Origin of the sequence: uncultured Thiothrix sp., assembly GCF_937876535.1 — a bacterium.
Taxonomy (GTDB): Bacteria; Pseudomonadota; Gammaproteobacteria; order Thiotrichales; family Thiotrichaceae; genus Thiolinea.
This window is the reverse complement of the sequence record NZ_CALFHZ010000007.1, coordinates 153,042-171,477: the sequence shown is the minus strand read 5'-3', so window position 1 is coordinate 171,477 and position 18,436 is coordinate 153,042. Positions and strand designations below refer to the sequence as shown.

Annotated in this window: 20 protein-coding genes; 8 read left to right on the top strand and 12 right to left on the bottom strand. The window is 42.8% G+C overall.

Features of this window, described 5'->3' with window-relative positions; all coding sequences use genetic code 11:
• Positions 1–182: 182 nt before the first annotated feature.
• Positions 183–470 (bottom strand): hypothetical protein, encoded by a 288-nt coding sequence (locus tag Q0230_RS04370; protein ID WP_298608559.1) that lies wholly within the window; start codon positions 468–470, stop codon positions 183–185.
• Between the two features lie 878 nt (positions 471–1,348).
• Here Q0230_RS04370 and Q0230_RS04365 point away from each other — a divergent pair.
• Positions 1,349–2,953, top strand: coding sequence for an NAD(P)/FAD-dependent oxidoreductase (locus tag Q0230_RS04365; protein ID WP_298608556.1), 1,605 nt, complete (start codon positions 1,349–1,351; stop codon positions 2,951–2,953).
• Between the two features lie 121 nt (positions 2,954–3,074).
• Here Q0230_RS04365 and Q0230_RS04360 read toward each other — a convergent pair whose 3' ends face one another.
• From Q0230_RS04360 to Q0230_RS04350, 3 genes are all read right to left on the bottom strand, one after another.
• On the bottom strand, positions 3,075–3,530 hold the full coding sequence (locus Q0230_RS04360) for a hypothetical protein (protein WP_298608553.1): 456 nt from the start codon (positions 3,528–3,530) through the stop codon (positions 3,075–3,077).
• A 122-nt stretch (positions 3,531–3,652) separates the two neighbouring features.
• Positions 3,653–5,047, bottom strand: a complete 1,395-nt coding sequence (locus Q0230_RS04355; protein WP_298608551.1) for a radical SAM protein — start codon at positions 5,045–5,047, stop codon at positions 3,653–3,655.
• 35 nt (positions 5,048–5,082) lie between these two features.
• Positions 5,083–5,562, bottom strand: a complete 480-nt coding sequence (locus tag Q0230_RS04350) for a hypothetical protein (RefSeq protein ID WP_298608549.1) — start codon at positions 5,560–5,562, stop codon at positions 5,083–5,085.
• Positions 5,563–5,816: 254 nt separating this feature from the next.
• Between Q0230_RS04350 and uvrA the strand changes: the two genes are divergently transcribed.
• The 3 genes from uvrA to Q0230_RS04335 all read left to right on the top strand — a co-directional run bounded on the left by uvrA (position 5,817) and on the right by Q0230_RS04335 (position 10,519).
• Positions 5,817–8,639, top strand: a complete 2,823-nt coding sequence (uvrA, locus tag Q0230_RS04345; protein WP_298608547.1) for an excinuclease ABC subunit UvrA — start codon at positions 5,817–5,819, stop codon at positions 8,637–8,639.
• Positions 8,640–8,816: 177 nt separating this feature from the next.
• Positions 8,817–9,800: a right-handed parallel beta-helix repeat-containing protein gene (locus Q0230_RS04340; protein ID WP_298608545.1), complete on the top strand. Its 984-nt coding sequence runs from the start codon at positions 8,817–8,819 to the stop codon at positions 9,798–9,800.
• A gap of 77 nt (positions 9,801–9,877) precedes the next feature.
• Positions 9,878–10,519: a hypothetical protein gene (locus tag Q0230_RS04335; protein WP_298608542.1), complete on the top strand. Its 642-nt coding sequence runs from the start codon at positions 9,878–9,880 to the stop codon at positions 10,517–10,519.
• Here the strand turns inward: Q0230_RS04335 and Q0230_RS04330 are convergent.
• Positions 10,516–10,791, bottom strand: coding sequence for a hypothetical protein (locus Q0230_RS04330; RefSeq protein WP_298608540.1), 276 nt, complete (start codon positions 10,789–10,791; stop codon positions 10,516–10,518). The two genes, Q0230_RS04335 and Q0230_RS04330, sit on opposite strands and share 4 nt — an antisense overlap.
• Positions 10,792–11,181: 390 nt before the next feature.
• Between Q0230_RS04330 and Q0230_RS04325 the strand changes: the two genes are divergently transcribed.
• Positions 11,182–11,691: a hypothetical protein gene (locus tag Q0230_RS04325; protein WP_298608537.1), complete on the top strand. Its 510-nt coding sequence runs from the start codon at positions 11,182–11,184 to the stop codon at positions 11,689–11,691.
• A gap of 52 nt (positions 11,692–11,743) precedes the next feature.
• Here the strand turns inward: Q0230_RS04325 and Q0230_RS04320 are convergent, their stop codons facing one another.
• The 5 genes from Q0230_RS04320 to yaaA are packed head-to-tail and all read right to left on the bottom strand — an operon-like array spanning position 11,744 to position 15,017.
• Positions 11,744–12,361 carry a DUF1007 family protein gene (locus Q0230_RS04320; RefSeq protein WP_298608534.1) on the bottom strand — a complete coding sequence of 206 codons (618 nt, stop codon included), beginning with the start codon at positions 12,359–12,361 and terminating at the stop codon, positions 11,744–11,746.
• A 51-nt stretch (positions 12,362–12,412) separates the two neighbouring features.
• Positions 12,413–13,033 (bottom strand): DUF1007 family protein, encoded by a 621-nt coding sequence (locus tag Q0230_RS04315; RefSeq protein ID WP_298608532.1) that lies wholly within the window; start codon positions 13,031–13,033, stop codon positions 12,413–12,415.
• Positions 13,034–13,047: 14 nt separating this feature from the next.
• On the bottom strand, positions 13,048–13,590 hold the full coding sequence (locus Q0230_RS04310; RefSeq protein ID WP_298608530.1) for a HupE/UreJ family protein: 543 nt from the start codon (positions 13,588–13,590) through the stop codon (positions 13,048–13,050).
• Complete coding sequence (locus tag Q0230_RS04305) at positions 13,587–14,180, bottom strand: HupE/UreJ family protein (protein ID WP_298608529.1); 594 nt, start codon at positions 14,178–14,180, stop codon at positions 13,587–13,589. Before Q0230_RS04305 ends, Q0230_RS04310 begins: the two co-directional genes overlap by 4 nt.
• 36 nt (positions 14,181–14,216) lie before the next feature.
• Positions 14,217–15,017 (bottom strand): peroxide stress protein YaaA, encoded by an 801-nt coding sequence (gene yaaA, locus Q0230_RS04300; RefSeq protein ID WP_298608527.1) that lies wholly within the window; start codon positions 15,015–15,017, stop codon positions 14,217–14,219.
• A 129-nt stretch (positions 15,018–15,146) separates the two neighbouring features.
• Between yaaA and Q0230_RS04295 the strand changes: the two genes are divergently transcribed.
• Both Q0230_RS04295 and Q0230_RS04290 read left to right on the top strand, forming a co-directional pair.
• Complete coding sequence (locus Q0230_RS04295) at positions 15,147–15,527, top strand: hypothetical protein (RefSeq protein WP_298608526.1); 381 nt, start codon at positions 15,147–15,149, stop codon at positions 15,525–15,527.
• Between the two features lie 87 nt (positions 15,528–15,614).
• Positions 15,615–16,088 carry an NYN domain-containing protein gene (locus Q0230_RS04290; RefSeq protein WP_298608524.1) on the top strand — a complete coding sequence of 158 codons (474 nt, stop codon included), beginning with the start codon at positions 15,615–15,617 and terminating at the stop codon, positions 16,086–16,088.
• A 1-nt stretch (position 16,089) separates the two neighbouring features.
• Here Q0230_RS04290 and fsa read toward each other — a convergent pair whose 3' ends face one another.
• The gene (gene fsa, locus Q0230_RS04285; protein ID WP_298608522.1) at positions 16,090–16,746 is read right to left on the bottom strand and encodes a fructose-6-phosphate aldolase; all 657 of its coding nucleotides are present in this window, start codon (positions 16,744–16,746) and stop codon (positions 16,090–16,092) included.
• 114 nt (positions 16,747–16,860) lie between these two features.
• Here fsa and Q0230_RS04280 point away from each other — a divergent pair, with 114 nt between their 5' ends.
• Positions 16,861–17,442 carry a glutathione peroxidase gene (locus Q0230_RS04280; RefSeq protein ID WP_298608520.1) on the top strand — a complete coding sequence of 194 codons (582 nt, stop codon included), beginning with the start codon at positions 16,861–16,863 and terminating at the stop codon, positions 17,440–17,442.
• 142 nt (positions 17,443–17,584) lie between these two features.
• Here the strand turns inward: Q0230_RS04280 and Q0230_RS04275 are convergent, their stop codons facing one another.
• Complete coding sequence (locus tag Q0230_RS04275; protein WP_298608517.1) at positions 17,585–18,214, bottom strand: DedA family protein; 630 nt, start codon at positions 18,212–18,214, stop codon at positions 17,585–17,587.
• Positions 18,215–18,436 lie beyond the last annotated feature (222 nt).

The window sequence follows — 18,436 nt, the reverse complement described above, 5'->3', positions numbered from 1 at the left end:
GGAAGCAGCAGTGTTAATCCCGACAGCGGTAGCGCGGCTCCCCGCTGAGCAAGCGACCGTGTTTATACAATTGTTCACTGACGACATGTTACCACCACACTCACCATGATTTCCTTGATCTATCCAATCGGTCACATCAGACGATTCGAATAACTCAATCAAATCTATTGGGACATTAACATTTATTTATAGAATTCATGATTTACAATTGTGAATTTTATATTTTTATCCAAGAACATATTCTCAATTTTACCGCCATTAGAGTTACCATAAATAATACTAACAGCTTTGCCATCAACAAAATCAAACATAAAATAATCCAACTTTCTAGAACTATTAAGTGAGTTTATTTTTATTAAGATACTAGAGCTATCACTGTAGCAGCCAATATAGAATCCAGAAATTGATCTAACATCTTTTTGATTTTCGTTTATACTATAAATCAAATCCAAAAATAATTTTTCATACATATTTTTTTACTATTAAAATCCTTTTCTTTGCCAAATAAATAATTTTTATTAAAAAATAACTAGTATCTTTATTACTTGAAAGATCTTTTCTATATTGTATATATTTATCAAAAAGCCCCTCATCACAGCTATTTTGTCTTTTGACTATTCCATTACTCTTGCAAGCAGAAATAAAAAATAAAGATATAGAAATCACAAATACTATATGTACAATTTTTCTCATAAATACTACAACTAAAATTTCTTCATACGTTGCTCTGAAACAGAGGTGCCACTGTTTCTAGCGGCACTTCCTAGCAATCCATTATTATTCAAAACGTAGTTGGGTAAGTTGACATTAATTGATCCAGAGTAGTTAACTACGAAGTATAAGTAAAATCCAAAAATTGAATAACTAGTCTTTGAGTTCCACGATATATTTTTCTATCTTCTGATATGGCTATAAAAATATTTAATAATTCGTCGCCTTTTATGTGGTTTACTAAAAGAATACCTAACCAATGCGTACTACAAAAGTCAAATCTAACACCCTTTTCTTTCGAGTTAAATTCTATATGATTAGAATCGACGAAATCGCAGTTCTCAAAAAAATTATACTTAATCTCCAATTAAATCGAGTAAGGTTTTATCTATTTTTTAAACCAAATAATATTTTGTATTTTACTTAATCTGTAAAATTGGTGAAAAATTTTGGATCGGAGGTAGCAACTCCCCTCCTTGTAGTAAACTGTGATTTTAGGAATAAACTGATCAAAGCCTGACTTGAATAAGCTACTGATAATAAAGTTTTTGCAGAGTCTCCAGCCGCTTGTTAGCGGATATTTCCTTACAAATAGCTTACAATTCGCGTTTTTCTCGACTAAGTTTGAAACCCAGTCATGATCCGCCTAACCGAAATCCGCCTACCCATCGACCATAGTCCCGAAGCCTTAAATGCCGCGATCCTAGACAAGCTTGCCCTTAAATCCTCTGACTTAAGCAGCTTCACAGTATTCAAACGCGGTTACGATGCGCGCAAACGGGATGCCATTATCTTGGTATACACCTTGGATGTAGAGGTAGCCAACGAAGTTGAGTTGTTCAAGCGCTTTGTAAAAGACCCACATGTTTCAGTGAGTCCAGATACGAGCTATCAGTTTGTTGCGCAAGCCCCTAAACAATTACCACATCGGCCGCTGATTATTGGCTTCGGTCCTTGCGGAATTATGGCGGGTTTAGTACTCGCACAAATGGGCTTTCAGCCGATTATTTTGGAGCGTGGTAAAAAGGTTCGGGAGCGCACTAAAGATACTTGGGGCTTATGGCGTAAAGGTGTGCTGAATCCGGAGTCGAATGTGCAGTTTGGGGAAGGCGGCGCAGGGACTTTTTCTGATGGCAAACTCTACAGCCAAATCAAAGATCCAAAACATTATGGGCGCAAGGTTTTAACTGAGTTTGTGAAAGCGGGTGCCCCTGAAGAAATTTTATACGTGAGTAAGCCGCATATTGGCACTTTCCGCTTGGTGAAAATGGTCGAAAATATGCGTGCCCAGATTGAAGCTTTAGGGGGAGAAATCCGTTTTCAACAGCATGTGACCGATGTACTGATTGAACAGGGTCAGATGCGTGGGGTCGTGTTGGCGAATGGCGAGGAATTACGCAGTGATCATGTGATTTTAGCGCTAGGACATAGCGCCCGTGATACTTTCAAAATGCTGTTTGAGCGTGAAGTCTTTATGGAAGCTAAGCCTTTTTCAATCGGCTTTCGGATTGAGCACCCACAAACCTTAATTGACCAAGCTCGCTTTGGGAAGCATGCAGGTAATGAGTTACTCGGGGCTGCTGATTATAAACTGGTGCATCATGCCAAAAATGGACGCTCCGTGTATAGCTTCTGTATGTGTCCAGGTGGGCAGGTGGTCGCAGCAACTTCAGAAGAAAAACGTGTGGTGACCAATGGCATGAGCCAGTATTCGCGTGCTGAGCGCAATGCGAATGCAGGGATTGTGGTGGGTATTTCGCCTGAGGATTATCCAGGTAATGTGTTAGCCGGTTTAGAGTTTCAGCGCCGTTGGGAGTCGCGTGCCTTTGAATTAGGTGGAGAGTCTTATCAAGCGCCTGCGCAACTAGTCGGCGATTTTCTGAAAAATTTACCTTCCAAGCAATTGGGAGGGGTCGAGCCTTCCTACCAACCGGGTGTGCATTTGACTAATTTAGCTACCAGTTTACCCGATTATGCCATCAATGCGGTGCGAGAGGCTTTGCCGGCCTTTGAAAAGCAAATCAAGGGTTTTTCTAGATATGATGCTGTTCTTACCGGAGTCGAGACCCGCACATCTTCACCGATCCGGATTACGCGTGGACAAGATTTCCAAAGTTTAAATGTGCAGGGCTTATATCCTGCGGGTGAAGGCGCAGGGTATGCAGGTGGGATTCTATCCGCGGGCGTGGATGGGATTAAAGTCGCGGAAGCGGTGGCTTTGAGTTTACAAACTGCTATTTAAGCAATTTTAAGGCAGTGCTTATTGTTAATAACAGTGTCTTATTATACTTGCAGAGCCTAAATCTTTAATTTAGGAGAATCAACCAAGCAGCCGGCTTAGTATTTTAGGTATAAACAAGGTTTTAAATAGACGTGGCCATGGATTGAGTGTGAGTTCTTTTTTGCAGATGATTTGCGACTAAATTAAATCCCAGCATAAATAAACAATTTGGAACTAGCCCTAAAACTGCGGAAATAACCGTCACTAAACTAACAAAGCCGAAAAATTCTTTGATTATGATGGGTGAATTATCAGTTACAAAGACAATATGGCAGGTAAATAAAATCCCAAAGAGTAGGTTTGCTAAAAGAATTCCGGCCAAACTTAAGAGAAATAGCCGGCCCATTTGATTTTTTTGCAAAAAGTATAAATAAGCCTTGGTCAGCAGTAAGGCACTGAGAACTGCGGCAGTACCTGCAAAGGGTGCTAAAGAGGTAATACTAGCAAGGTTTGAGCTATGGCTAATGACCATGATCCCAAGCCCACAAGACAAACAAGCACCTAGAAAAATGCTGGTATAGGCGATTAAGTAATGCATCTTGATTCTCTATACAGTTCGATTAGTTAGCTAAGATAAGCTCACCGTGTGCAACGAATGTGCAGTCTTCGGTGAGTTCTTATGCATTCTTTAATCATCAAGAATCATTGATGCTAGGGGTACTAGCTGCCTAGGCTAGCGAAAAATGTATTTTTCCGCTCCAAATTGCTAGCTTTAATGCCTAAGGCCATTTGAGTGTTCTCTATATTTTTGCCAATTTCATTCTGTAAACGTTCCAAAATCATTGGCACCTCTTTTTCCCAAGCGCTTGGCCATTGCACTTGGTCTAAAGTGAAATGGAGCGGATCGTTGCTCCATGTGGCATCGAAAGGCAATTCAGTAATAGTAAATTCGCCATTATCGAAAGGTAGGCCGCTTGCTTGGCGCTTCATGTTGAGCTGTTCGCGAATACCTTTGGCAGCGTTTACTAAAGAGCGATGATGGCAGTAGGGATTGTTACCGCGTTTATCAAAGAATACATGCGCCGTCCAATTACAAGCACCACGACAGAGTTCAGCAAAATCACAGGTCTTACAAAAACCCCATAAATGCGCAGTGGCTTCCGCTGTGCCTGCATTCAAATTAAAGGTTAGTTCTTCACGTTCAGTGAGAATTTCCGCTAAAGAGTGATTACGAATATTTCCACCAGAATAAGCGGAAGTCGGTAAAGAGGGGCAGGCTTTAATAATCCCATCTGCCTCAATACCAATGGTAGCTAGGCCAGCGGAACAGCCGCGCCAAAATGCCCATTCATTATTTTTACGCCCGAAGCTACGCAGCAAGCGATCATAAGGGCCGTAATAGCCAAAATTATTCCCCGGCTGAACAATCAAGCCTTCGTGATGCCCACGCTGCGCCAAATAAGCCAGCAAAGGATGGAAATTAATCAGTTCAGCGGGTTGCAGCAGCATATCGGAGTTATCCGCTGCATTGCCCATTGGAACCGTCATTTGAATTTGCCAAGCTTGTGCACCGGCTTTTAATAAAGCTTCATACATTAAGGCAAATTCTGGAGCAGAATAACGGTTCACTTGGGTATTTGCGCCAAAGGGAATGCCAACTGTGCGCAAATGCTGCATGGTTGTGAAGGTTTGTCGCCATGAGTCCAGTTTGCCACGCAAACGATCATGCGTGGCTTTCATCCCATCGACTGAAACTGAGAGCTGATTAATGCCCGCAGCTTTCATGCGCTCTGCAGTAGTAAGGCTAATACCATAACCACCTGTGGTCATGGAACACACCATCCCAGCCTTGACAATCTCCCGAGCAATCTCTAACCAATCTTTGCGCAGATAAGCCTCACCACCAATTAAAGTAACTTCCGTGATACCTGCATCGGCCATTTGGTGAACTAAATCTAAGGCTTCTGCGGTGCTTAGTTCATTCGAGCGCGCATCGCCTGCACGTGATCCGCAATGGGTACAAGCCAAATTACATTTAAGCGTAATCTCCCAGACGGCGTAGCACTTACGCTGACGAGGTTGGTAAGATTGCGAAGAAGATAATGCTGTTTCCATAGAGCGTCCCAGTTATTATTCTTAGTTTAATTAGCTTACTTGCTTGTATCCATAATCGCCCCATAAACCGGCTGCGCACTACCGCCGCCAATGGGGTCAATCACCACTCCGTAAACGGGTTGAATCACAGGGTCATCAATCGGGTCAATCACTGCACCGTACACAGGTTGTACACTACCGCCGCCAATGGGATCAATCACCACTCCGTAAACGGGTTGAATCACAGGGTCATCAATCGGGTCAATTACTGCACCATATACTGGTTGTACTACCCCAGGGTCAGGCTTGGTAGGTTTAGGTTCTGGGTTAGCACCGCCATTTTTTAATTGATTTAATAATTGCAGTATCAGTTGCAGGACTAATTGTTGAAGGCTATTCCCACCACCACTGAAGTTAAAGCCTTGGTTACGTCCACTAAACTGATCTAAACGTTGTCCAGCTTGTAAGGTTTGTGCTTGTGTATCAGGTTGACGGGGAAGAATGGTGTTTTGCCCGCGTCTTGTTTGAATATCCATTTCTCACCTCCTTAGGTTTGGATAAATTGCTAGAAATTAACAAACTCTAGGTATTGGCTCAGTATATGCAGGGGCTTTTCAGTACATGCAAATTGATCTGTTTAAAGGCAAAACTCAGCAGATAATAGGTGGGTATCATTAAATTAAAACGCCTAATAAAAAAACTAAAACAGTAAGTTTTAAACAGATAATGCCAGCCACTCACTAAACCTGTTAAGATTCGTTTTTTGTTTGGTTTAGGCTTGCAAACCCCCATGGACAAGTACATCCGCGTGCGTGGAGCGCGTACGCATAATCTAAAAAATATTGATGTGGATCTGCCACGTGATCAGTTGATTGTCATTACTGGCTTGTCCGGTTCGGGTAAATCGTCTTTAGCTTTTGATACGATTTTCGCTGAAGGTCAGCGTCGCTATGTAGAGTCGTTGTCAGCGTATGCTCGCCAGTTTTTATCGATGATGGATAAGCCCGATCTTGATCATATTGAAGGCTTATCGCCAGCGATTTCTATCGAACAGAAAACTACCTCACATAATCCACGCTCTACCGTTGGTACGATCACGGAGATTCACGATTATCTACGCCTGTTATTTGCACGTGCAGGCATTCCACGCTGTCCAACGCACCATGTAGATCTACAAGTACAGACTGTGAGTCAAATGGTGGATCAAGTCCTAGCCCTACCTGCAGAAGCGCGCTTGATGCTCTTAGCCCCGGTGATTCGCGAGCGTAAGGGTGAGCATGTGCAACTGCTTGAGTCTTTGCGGTTACAAGGTTTTTTGCGCGTGCGGGTGGATGGGCAAGTCTATGATTTAGAAGATGTACCTAAATTAGAGCTGCGTAAAAAGCATACGATTGAAGTGGTTGTAGATCGTTTTAAAGTCCGTGAAGATTTACAGCTCCGTTTAGCCGAATCCTTTGAAACCGCCCTGAAGCTTTCTGAAGGTTTAGCGGTGATTGCGCCGATGGAAGCCGGTGCAGGGCAAGAGTTTACCTTTTCTGCAAATTACGCCTGCCCGCATTGTGGTTGGTCATTACCCGAGTTAGAGCCACGACTATTTTCTTTTAATGCCCCCCAAGGCGCTTGCTCAACCTGTGATGGTTTAGGGGTAAAGCAATATTTTGATCCCGAGCGAGTGATTCAAAGTGAGAAGTTAAGTGTATCTGAAGGTGCTGTGCGTGGTTGGGATCAACGCAATGCCTATTACTTTCAGATGATGACTTCGCTGGCGGATTACTACGGTTTTGATGTGAATGATCCGTGGAAAGACTTAACCGAAACTACCCGCAAAATTATTCTGTATGGCAGCGGTAAAGATAAAATTGACTTCACTTATATTGGGCAAAAAGGGCAGGTTTATCAGCGTAGCCATGAATTTGAAGGCGTCATCAATAATCTAGAGCGTCGCTATCGAGATACGGATTCGAATATGGTGCGGGAGGAATTAGCTAAATACTTATCCAGTCGTCCTTGCCCCGATTGCCAAGGTACACGCTTAAATGAGCAGGCACGCAATGTGTTAGTAGCGGAAAAGAATTTACCCAGCTTAAGTTTATTGCCGATTGGCGAAGCACATGCTTTTTTCCGCGATTTAATTCTGCCGGGTACTCAGGGCAAAATTGCCGAAAAAATCATTCGGGAAATCTGTTTGCGTTTAGAGTTTTTAGTCAATGTCGGTTTGGATTATTTAACTTTAAGTCGTAGTGCAGAAACCTTGTCCGGTGGAGAAGCACAACGGATTCGTTTAGCTTCACAAATCGGCGCGGGTTTAGTTGGGGTTATGTATGTACTTGATGAGCCTTCGATTGGCTTACATCAACGTGATAATGATCGTCTATTGCGTACTTTATTCCGGCTGCGTGATTTAGGTAATACGGTGATTGTGGTCGAACATGATGAGGATGCGATTCGTAGTGCGGATTTTGTACTTGATATAGGCCCAGGGGCGGGGGTGCATGGTGGGCAAATTATTGCTCAAGGCAAACCATTAGACGTGGCTGAAGTCCCTGAGTCAGTGACGGGGCAGTTTTTGTGTGGTCAGCGCCGGATTGAAATTCCCAAGCAGCGGACGCCGGTTAATCCGGAACGTTTAATTAAACTAGTAGGTGCTACGGGGAATAATCTGCAAAATGTTAGTTTAGAGATTCCTTTGGGCTTATTGACCTGTATTACAGGGGTTTCCGGTTCTGGAAAGTCGACGCTGATTAATCGCACCCTTTACCCTTATTTAGCGCGGCATTTACACGATAGCAGTGTGGAAGTAGCACCCGTTAAAGCAGTGGAAGGTGTCGAGCAAATCGACAAGATTATTGATATTGACCAAAGCCCGATTGGGCGCACTCCACGCTCCAATCCAGCGACTTATACGGGAGTTTTTACCGCGATTCGGGATATTTTTGCGGCGACTCAAGAAGCACGGTCGCGGGGTTATCAGCCCGGACGTTTCTCCTTTAATGTCAAAGGAGGGCGTTGTGAGGCTTGTGCGGGTGATGGGGTGATTAAAGTCGAAATGCATTTCTTGCCAGATGTGTATGTCACCTGTGAAGTTTGCCATGGTAAGCGCTATAACCGTGAAACTTTAGATGTGCGCTATAAAGGTAAGAATATCAGCGAAGTTTTAGAGATGACGGTAGAGGATGCCTGTGAATTTTTTGCTGCCGTCCCATCGATTTATACCAAGCTGAAAACTTTAATTGATGTGGGCTTGTCTTATATTACACTCGGCCAAAATGCCACTACTCTTTCAGGTGGTGAGGCACAACGGGTCAAATTAGCTAAAGAACTCTCTAAGCGCGAAACGGGAAAAACCATTTATATCCTTGATGAACCAACCACTGGTTTACATTTCCACGATGTTGATCAGCTGTTAAAAGTGCTACATCGTTTAAGAGATGGCGGTAATACCGTCGTGGTGATTGAGCACAATCTGGATGTGATTAAAACAGCGGATTGGGTCGTCGATTTAGGCCCTGAAGGTGGTAGCCGTGGCGGGAAAATTATTGCAGTTGGTACACCCGAGCAAGTCGCAAAAACTAAAGGCTCATTTACTGGGGAGTTTCTGAAGCGGATGTTGTAGAGTTCTAGCTAAACTGAAAATAGTTAATCCTTTCACTTAGGTGCTGCTGTGTTAAATAAACTAGGTTTACTTCTTCTTAGTATTGGGTTTCTGGCTCAGCCTTGCTTTGCAAAGAGTAATAGGGCAGAGCCTGTTTGTGCCAATTTGAATGGTCAGACGGTGCAGGTAAAAACGAATATGGTTTTACCTGCTGGTTGCAATCTCACGGATACGCGCTTTGTGTTTGAGAATGTGCAAAATGTCACGCTAGATTTGAATGGAGCTACCTTAACTAGTCAGAGTCTAGCGATAGCTATTAATTTTTTAACTAGCAATCCACAAAATCCGACCCGGAATGTCGGGATTAAGAATGGCACCATTAAGGGTTACGGTACGGCCTTATTTATCAATCGCATCCTAACCAAAGAAGATTTACAAGCCTTAAGGGCTAATCCACAAAACTATTATCCTTATATCCAACAGACGGCCACTAGTAATGTCACGATTGATAATCTTAATTTTATCAATCCGCATGGCTCAGCCGTTTATATTTGGGTAGGCAATAATCGGGTTACATTGAAAAATAGTACGATTACCAAAGCACAAGGCCCGGCTGTGACTCTGGGGATAGCCTCCTTTGGTAATGTAGTAGTCGATAATGTGATTACCGATAGTGGTTATCTAGACTCACAAAGCATACCCCGAAAAGGGCGTGGTCTACGTGAAGCCATTGCAGTAGATGGCAGTTATGATAATCGAATTGCACGGAATACTTTGCAAGGTAATGCTCGAGGTGGCGTGCATTTATATTCTAATTGTGGCGAAAAGTTTCATACCGATCCTAATTATGTTCCACGGACTTTTGATGCTGAGCGTAATTTAATTCGCAATAACTTGATCAAGGACAATGGCCCTGGTGGGGCAGTAGAAATTGGTAAACGGGTCGATTGGAATTTAGAAGATTGGGATTGTGCCAAGCCAGTGTATGCCAGATTTCTGAGCTTTAAGTATTATTGGGATAACTCAGGCTACAATCGGGTGGAGGCGAATCGTGGCAATGGCTCGATTGATGTACGGACTGACAACAATACCATCCTGAATAATGAACAACATGTGGATGTAGATAGTGTGGTGAGACGTCTCAAGGGTGATCCTTTGGTGAATAATACAGTTAGTCCCTGAGCTAATTGGCTGCTAAGGAACCTATGGCTAAGACGCTACTCCAAGCCTAGCACAGCAAGGTTAATAATAAGGCAGCTATGAAAGATAAGTTCAGCAAACTATTCGGGCATTCCTATTTCTCTTTAGTGATTGCCTTAATTTTGCTTCTGTCCATTATCGCTTTAGTGGGGATAGCGATCTTTTCACTGCTGAATTTCTCAGCCTCGCCTTTATACCCTGCGGGTAGTGCCATTACTGAGGAGCAAAGCTTCGAGGAGTATGTGCGCTTTGTCGCGCTGACCTTTGAGTTTATGACCACCTTGATTGGTATATTAATCGCTGCTTTAGTGCTTACCTTAATTCTATTTGGGGTACAAATGTATGGCTGGAGTCGGGATAAACGCCGTTTGGCGCTATGGCGTGAACAAGGCTTAGTAGTAGAACGGTTGGATTTTTTGAGTGGCAATCGTTTACGTTTAAATCAGATGGAGTTAGAGCTAAATCGTGCACAGATGCAAACCCTGCGCGAGTTAGTAGCAAAGCGTCAAGCCGAGTTGCCCTTACATCCGGCTGATTTACCCGGTGACAATGGCACGCAATTGATTAAGCGCTTACGAGAGGAATTGGGGGCGCGTTTATTAGAAAAAAGTTTAATTCAGAATCGACGTGGGAAAGGCTATTGGTTGGATATGGAAGCTGCCCATATCCATGTATTAGAAGATGAGACCGAGCCGCACTAGCCCTCAGTCTGATTAATTCGGGTACGTTGAAAAGTAATTTGCCAGCCTTCTTCAATAATGGGTGCTAAAGCATCCCGCTCACAATCACGGGGATTCTCACCTATCCCTGCAACTGTACCTGATCTAAATTCAGGTCGTTCCACATTGCCAAACCAATGCGTTTCTTGCACATCACGTTTAGCCCGAAACTCGACTTCACAGCTTAATGCATAAGCATTGACCTGCATGCCGACTAGTATTGGAATTAGCAGGCTATAGTTTAGTTTTTTCATTATCGCTCTCCCTTGGGTTGCCCTATTTAATTTAGCCAGTTTTATTAAAGCCTTAAGCCTAACAGCATGGTTTAGATTATTCGATAACTTAGTCTTGTTATACAATAACAGTTAATTATTTTTAATATAAACAATAACTTATTTGTTTTTTAGTCATTGCAACCTGCACCGCCAATCCGCTGGAATTTTCAGCTGTTATTAAATTCCAAACAACTCAAATAAACCTTTTATTAAATAGACTAGCGGTTGTTATGGCATAACAGCAGCCTGATTTTCATAATAAATTCAGCAATTATTAAGGGTCTTGATGATCCTTGGTAAGCAAATTAAAAGTGTTTAACTGCCTAACCCCAAGGAAAAGCAGCCTAAGGCTGAGTTAAGGAGTGGAGTATGTTTAAGAAAGCTTTATCGTTGAGTTTAGTAGTAGCAGGTTTGTGTTTGAGCAGCTTAGCTAGTGCAGAAAATTATATGTATGAAAATAATGATTGGGAACAACCCGAATATTATGGAAACCCAGGAGGGCATTTTAGTATTCATGTGGTGCCACCTGTACCCCCTCGCTATGCACCACCCCGCTATTACGAACCACCACCTCGCTGTGTGCCTGGGCATCAAGTGGATCAAATGCAAGCTGGACAGTCCAGTCAAATTTATGCAGGTCGTCAAGAAGGTGATTTGACACGCTCGGAAATGGAGTCTTTATTAGCTCAACAAGATCATATTGCCTCGATAGAGGAGCGTATGCGTAGAGATGGTTGTCTCACTCTACAGGAGCGAAATGATTTAGTAGCCCGCTTGAATCAAGCTAGTCGTGATATTTGGCGTGAACGCAATGATAATGAGCGTCGTGGTGAGCACCATCGCCCTCATTATGGTGGCTGGAGCAGTGATCGCTATTAGTTTAGTGATAGTTTAGTAAACAGCGCTTAGACTCTAAGCGCTGCGGTTAAGTTTATTTACATTCAGTTTGTGCCGTGGGGACATCTACTTTGTGATCATTCGGCATGCTATTAGTGATCTTACTTAAGCTTGGTGTAGAGCAAGTTTTTGCTAAATGTTCATCTAAGCTTGCATCGCTTGGGTTTTTATAAAATAGAGTTGCAACCCCATCTGGATCAGCCAAACTCAAACTGACTTTCTTGCCGGCTACGATCACTGGAGCTTTCAACGGGACATGAAAGCTTAGACTCATACTTTGATCCGGGTTGAGTACCATAGTGTAATCTTGAACTTCACTGAAGCTGAGTGCTTGACCATCAACAGTTAATTGACTGAAATAACCGAGTTTAGACAGGTCTACCAAAATATCATTGGCGCGTTGCTTAAGCGTAGCGGCTTTATTCGCTTCGGATAAGTCTTCATCCTCTAATAAAATCGCAGCCAATTCAGGGTCATAAGTCCAAACCATATCGACAGCATTGAGTTGACCAGCAGAGTTACTCACTAACTTAGTCGCTGCTTGAATTTGATAATGAAAGCCATCAGCCAAGGCAGGTGTAGCCAAGCTTAATAGAGTAGCACTTGCAGCAAGCCCTAATAAGGGGCGTATTAATTGGGTAAAAAGTCTCACCTTGAAATTCCTTATATAAACTGAAAAGCAGTTAGAACTGCCCTTATTAACTTATTTACAACTAAATTGAATAGTAGGCACGCTAGGTTGGTGACCATTGGGTAATTTTAAGGTTTCTTCACTCAGGCTGGGTAGAGTACACATTTTGGCTAAACTTGCCTCTAAAGCTAGTTCAGGCGGTTTATTAAATACCAAGGTAGCGACACCATCAGGATCAACTAATTTTAAACTCAGCTGCTTTGTAGAGAGTTTAGTCGGTGTTTTTAAGGGTAAAGTGAAGTCTAAAGTGAGACTTTGATCAGCACCAACTCTCACACTATAAGTTTGTACTTTATTTAATAACACGGGCTGGCCATTAATAGCCAATTGAGTGTAATAACCCGATTCAAAAAGATCATCCAACATGGCTTTGCCCAAAGTTTTTAGTGTGGCCTCTTTTTGAGCTACGGATAAATCTTTATCCGCTAATAACTGCTGGCCTTCATTTGGGGCATAAGTCCAAGCTAGCTGGATAGCAGTTAATTCACCAGTGGTATTTGCTAAAAATTTAGCACTCGTTTTGAGCTGATAATGATAGCCATCAGCCTGTGCTGTCTGTATCAAAACGACTATCAATAGGCTTGCCATAATGTGCTTGAAAGCTCGGATGCTCAATTTAACTACCTGAAACACGTGGAAACGTCCTTTTATGAGTTGCTAGCTTGTAATAGACCATGCAAGAGTAAAGCTAAGACCATTAATGAACCAGCCGTCACCCATGCACCGATAACTCTGACCGCAATCCCGTCTAAGAGTTTATTAAGATAAAAGCTGATCAATGTAGGGAGACTTAAAAGCAGTGAAGCACTAAGTGCTGTACCTAATAACTGTAGATAGATTTTATTAGCACTGAGGCCGGGGAGATTGGCTATTCTAGAATCTAAACCAATCAAAATGCCTGCACTCATACTCAAAGTTATAACTAAAGCAAGATTGATTTTGAGCTTCAGAATCACTAATACCCCTAAACTCAAAGCTAGCACTAATAAGCTCAGTTCTCCCTGTCCTAAGCGGGGTAAAACACGAGTTAAAAGTAATGCTCCACCTAGGCTCACTACATACACGGTTAAACTAGTACGAATAGTCCTAGGTGTCTGTTGACCCAGTAATAAGCCTAATGCCAGTATGACCATTAGATGTGCGGGCACAATCAAAGGGTGCAGGCAACCTTGCCAGAAAAAAGAACTCACAATACGCCTGTCAGGAAGCCGATACCGGTCAAAGCAATCACACCACCTACAGTTCGGGCCACTGCTTTTCCCCAAGGCCAACGAATTAACTCACCAATGGCAATACCGCATAAGTGTAATAGTCCTGTGGAGATGACAAAGCCTGCAGAATAAGCTAAAGGATTCGCTGCATTCGGTAGTTCAGCGCCATGCGCATAACCGTGAAAAATAGCAAAACTAGCTACTAAGACTGCCGCGACCCATAAAGGTGGACGTACTGCTAAGACAATTAAGCTACCTAAGACAATAGAGGAAATGGCAATACCCGGTTCAATCCCAGGTAACGGTATACCTAAAATGCCTAACACACCGCCCAAAGCCATCACTACTGGAAACACCACAGGCAATAGCCAAATAGCTGGGCGGCCTAAAAATGCACCTAAAATACCGACCGCTACCATGGCTGCCACATGATCCCAGCCATATAAAGGATGGGTAAAACCGCTCATAAAACCGCCAATCGCACCCGCACCCGTATGTGCCCAAGCGGCTGATTGCATAAAGATAAATAGAGTAATTATCCATCCCAGTTTTTTATAGCTGTTGTGCATAGCCAAACTCCTGTGAAACTAAGTTAAAGTGAGGATTTAAAAAATTTTGCGGGTAAATACAGGTTGATAGGGGTGCTGAGTCAAGTTTGGATTATAGGCATAGGCCTCTGCATTGAACGCCAAAACTTGTTCTAAGCAGGTAATTCGCTGCTGAAGTACAAAGCGCGCCATTAAGCCACGGGCGCGTTTAGCGAAAAAACTAATCACTTTATATTGCCCTCGACTCCAATCTTTGAAGATTGGGGTAATAAGCTTTTGAGATAAGTGTTTGGGTTGAATGGCTTTAGCATATTCGGCTGAGGCTAAATTTAATAAGCTAGCTTCGCCTAAAGCTTGTAAATCTGCATCTAAAATTTTGGTAAGCTTTTCACCCCAAAATTCATAGAGGTTGTGACCACGAGCTGTTTTTAACGCCGTACCCATTTCTAACCGATAGGGTTGGATCAAATCGAAGGGGCGCAATAAACCATATAAGCCAGACAAAATCCGCAAGCGTTCTTGAGCATAGTTCAAGGTTGTTGGATCCAAGTCTAAAGCAGCTAAACCAGTGTAAACATCTCCAGCAAAAGCAAACATTGCTGGTTTTGCATTGTCTAACTGACAAGGTAGTTGCCACTGTGCATAACGTTCGAAGTTAAGTTGGGCGAGTTCATCACTGAGATGCATAAGCTCAGCCAGTTGCTGGGGTGCGTAAGCTTTTAATTGTTCAACTAATATTTGTGAATCAGTTAAGCAACGCGCTTGAGTATGCTTTATGCTAGTAAAAGGGGATAGATAATCCAATTTCTTCGCAGGTGATAGTAGAATCATCAAGATAGCAGTCTCAGCAAGCGCCATTTAAAATTACTAAGGGGTACGCGAGCGGGAGTATAGCAAACTTAACTATACAGAATACTAGCCTAGTTAGCAGACTACTGTTGACGACTTAGAGACGACAAAAACTAGAGCAATCGGGAGGAGAGAACCATGCTCAAATTACAGTTGGCAGCTTGGCTGATGAGTCTGAGCTGTTTGGTGTTGCTGCCGATTTCACTGGAGGCTAGACCAATTCTCGCACCTCCTAATTTAATAAAAATCTATAAATATCAAGGTTCCTTACAATGTGAGGGTGGTGGCGAACCTTTAGAGTCCATGAATCGACAGTTAAGCAAACTGGGTGTGAAAGTCATAGTCAGACAATGTGGAGTTGATGGCTTAATCTATCCTACGGTTTGTGGTGCGCCTGATGGGCACATCAATATCTTTAAGATTCAACCCCGGGATTTAAAAAAAGCTCAAACTCTGGGGTTTGACTTGTTGAGAAAATTACCAGATGCGCAAGTCACTGCTTGTAAGCCTAAGGGTTGAACTTGAGATCCATCAAATACTTAGCAAGCTTTTCTAAACTAAGGATTTAAGGCATGCAAATTCACTACACTGTTGTAAGATAACTACATGAAGAAAGTAAGTCTGTTTGTAGATGTACAAAATATCTACTACACAACTCGACATGCCTATAATCGTAACTTCGATTACAACCGATTTTGGCAACAAGCCACTCAGGAGCGGAGTGTGGTGAGTGCTTACGCGTATGCCATTGATCGTGGCGATCAAAAGCAGCAACAATTCCAGAATATTCTGCGCGGTATCGGTTTCCAGGTCAAACTCAAGCCTTATATTCAACGCCGTGATGGCTCTTCGAAGGGGGATTGGGACGTCGGGATTACTTTAGATGTGATGGAGGCAGCTCCGCATACCGAGGTGATTTTGTTGGCTTCGGGTGATGGTGATTTTGATTTGCTGCTGCAACGAGTACAGCAGCGGTATCGTGTAGAAACCGAAGTCTATGGCGTGCCGGTGTTAACTTCGAATGCTTTAATCAATAGTGCCACCCGTTATATACCGATTAAAGAGGATCTACTGTTGTAAGTTACAGCAGTTTTTGCCCCGTTTTCGCCCAATCTGCCATGAATGCTGCTAAACCTTTATCTGTCAGTGGATGGTTATACATCTGCTTAAGGATTTTCGGCGGAATCGTAGCCACATGTGCGCCCGCATAAGCTGCTTCTAACACATGCTGTGGGCCACGAATGGAGGCAGCTAAGACTTCAGTGTTTAATTCAGGGTAATTGTCATACACCGTAATGATATTGCGAATTAGCTCAGAGCCTAGTTCGCCAATATCATCTAAACGCCCTATGAAAGGCGAAACATAAGTCGCACCAGCTTTTGCAGCTAATAAAGCTTGTAAGGGGCTGAAACAAAGTGTGACATTGGTTTTGATGCCTTGGCTAGACAACTCTTTACAAGCCCGTAAGCCATCGACCGTCAAGGGTAATTTAATGCAAACATTGCTCGCGATTTTACTCAAAACTTCTGCTTCCTTGAGCATAGTAGCAGTATCAGTTGCTAAGACTTCAGCACTGACAGGTCCTGTAGTGATTTCAGTGATTTCGCGGATCAAAGAAACGAAATCGCGGCCAGAACTGGCAACTAAAGAAGGGTTAGTCGTCACCCCATCTACCATGCCAGTAGCACACAGTTCGCGAATTTCGTTAATATCACCGGTATCAATAAAAAATTTCATGCTTAACTCCTCATATCATCGTTTTGCTGACAGAGTATAAAGAAATATGCGCCAAAGCGGGCGAAGAATTATGGACGGTAATTGATTAATACGAGTACTTGGAGACTGAACATTATGTTGAAACAGCTTTTTGGTTTAGCCTTAAGTTTTTTAGCATCGACTCAAGTGATGGCAGAACCGATTAAAGGCCCAGCAACCGCCAATGGTTGCCCCGCTCCCTTGAACTTCACCCTAAGGGCACTCAATAGCCAAGAACAAATTAATCTGTGTGAAGCTTATAAAAATAAACTGGTATTAATCGTTAATACCGCAAGCAAATGTGGTTTTACCCCGCAGTTTGAAGGTTTGGAAAAGCTTTATAAAGACTATAAAGATAAAGGTTTAGTGGTGTTGGGGTTTCCTTCTAATGATTTTGGCGGACAAGACCCAGGTAGTGAGCAGGAAGTGAAAGACTTCTGCAAACTCACCTATGATGTGCAATTCCCGATGTTTGAGAAAACCCATGCCGCCAAGGATGCAGCTTCACCGATTTACCAAATGTTAGGTGAGATGGCAGGCGAATATCCCAAATGGAATTTTCACAAATATCTGTTGAACCCTAAAGGTGAGCTAATTGGCAGCTTTTCAAGCTTTGTAAAGCCACAAGATGCTGAGCTGATTAAACTGATTGAAGCTAATTTGCCTAGTCACAGTTAGTAGTTGCTCACTAGTTTAACTCTAAGGTTCTTTGCCAAAGCTTTAGCTGATCCTGCCCTAACTCAAGTGTTAAGTTAGGGTGGCTAGGTTATTAATTATCTAAATAACGCGCGCGCTTTAGGCCAGTCCAAGTTGAGAGACTTTAAGCTTTTTGCCGCTTTTGCCAAAAATAGTAAAGAGCCAGAATAGTCGCTACTGAACCTAAAATGGCTGCGGTCATGACAGGCAGATTATCTTTAATCAACTGTTCATTACCGCCAATAAAATAGCCCATCAAAGTCAGTACCAGCGACCAAACAGCTGCTCCTAAGCAAGTATAAAAGCTAAATTTGCCAAAATTCATTCGGGTTAAACCAGCAGGGATGGAGATGAGATGGCGAATGCCTAGCACTAAACGCCCTGTGAAAGTCGAAATTGCGCCGTGCTTGAGGAAGAATTGATCAGTTTTGCGTAGCAATTCGGGGCGCACAAAAAAGTATTTCCCATACTTCTCTAAGAAAGGTCTACCTAGCCATAAGGCTACTATATAGTTGAGGGTGGCACCTGCTAAACTGCCTAGTGTGGAAGCGAGTAGAATGAGGGCGAAGTTCATTTCCCCTTTATGTGCTAAGTAGCCAGCAGGAATTAAGACTAGCTCGCTAGGGATGGGTAATACAGTAGACTCCATTGCCATTAAGATGAAAATTCCGGTGTAACCCCAAGCACCTAAAGTCTCAAGTAACCAATTAACTACATCGTGCTCGAGTAACCAATTAACTAAATCGTGCAGCATGTTAAGCACTCATTCTGATAAAAAATGGCGCTTACTAGAAACTATCAGCTCACAAATGTCTAGAAACTTTGATCAAGGCAATGATTAATTTTTGTTGCAAAGCAGCAGTATTTGAGCGTTTATCCATTAAACTTGCACAGGAGGTTAATGTTTCCTGCAAGCTTATTGTGTAAAATGCCCCGTTGTTTCCGCCTGCACTTAGGCTGGGTGAACTAGGCTCGC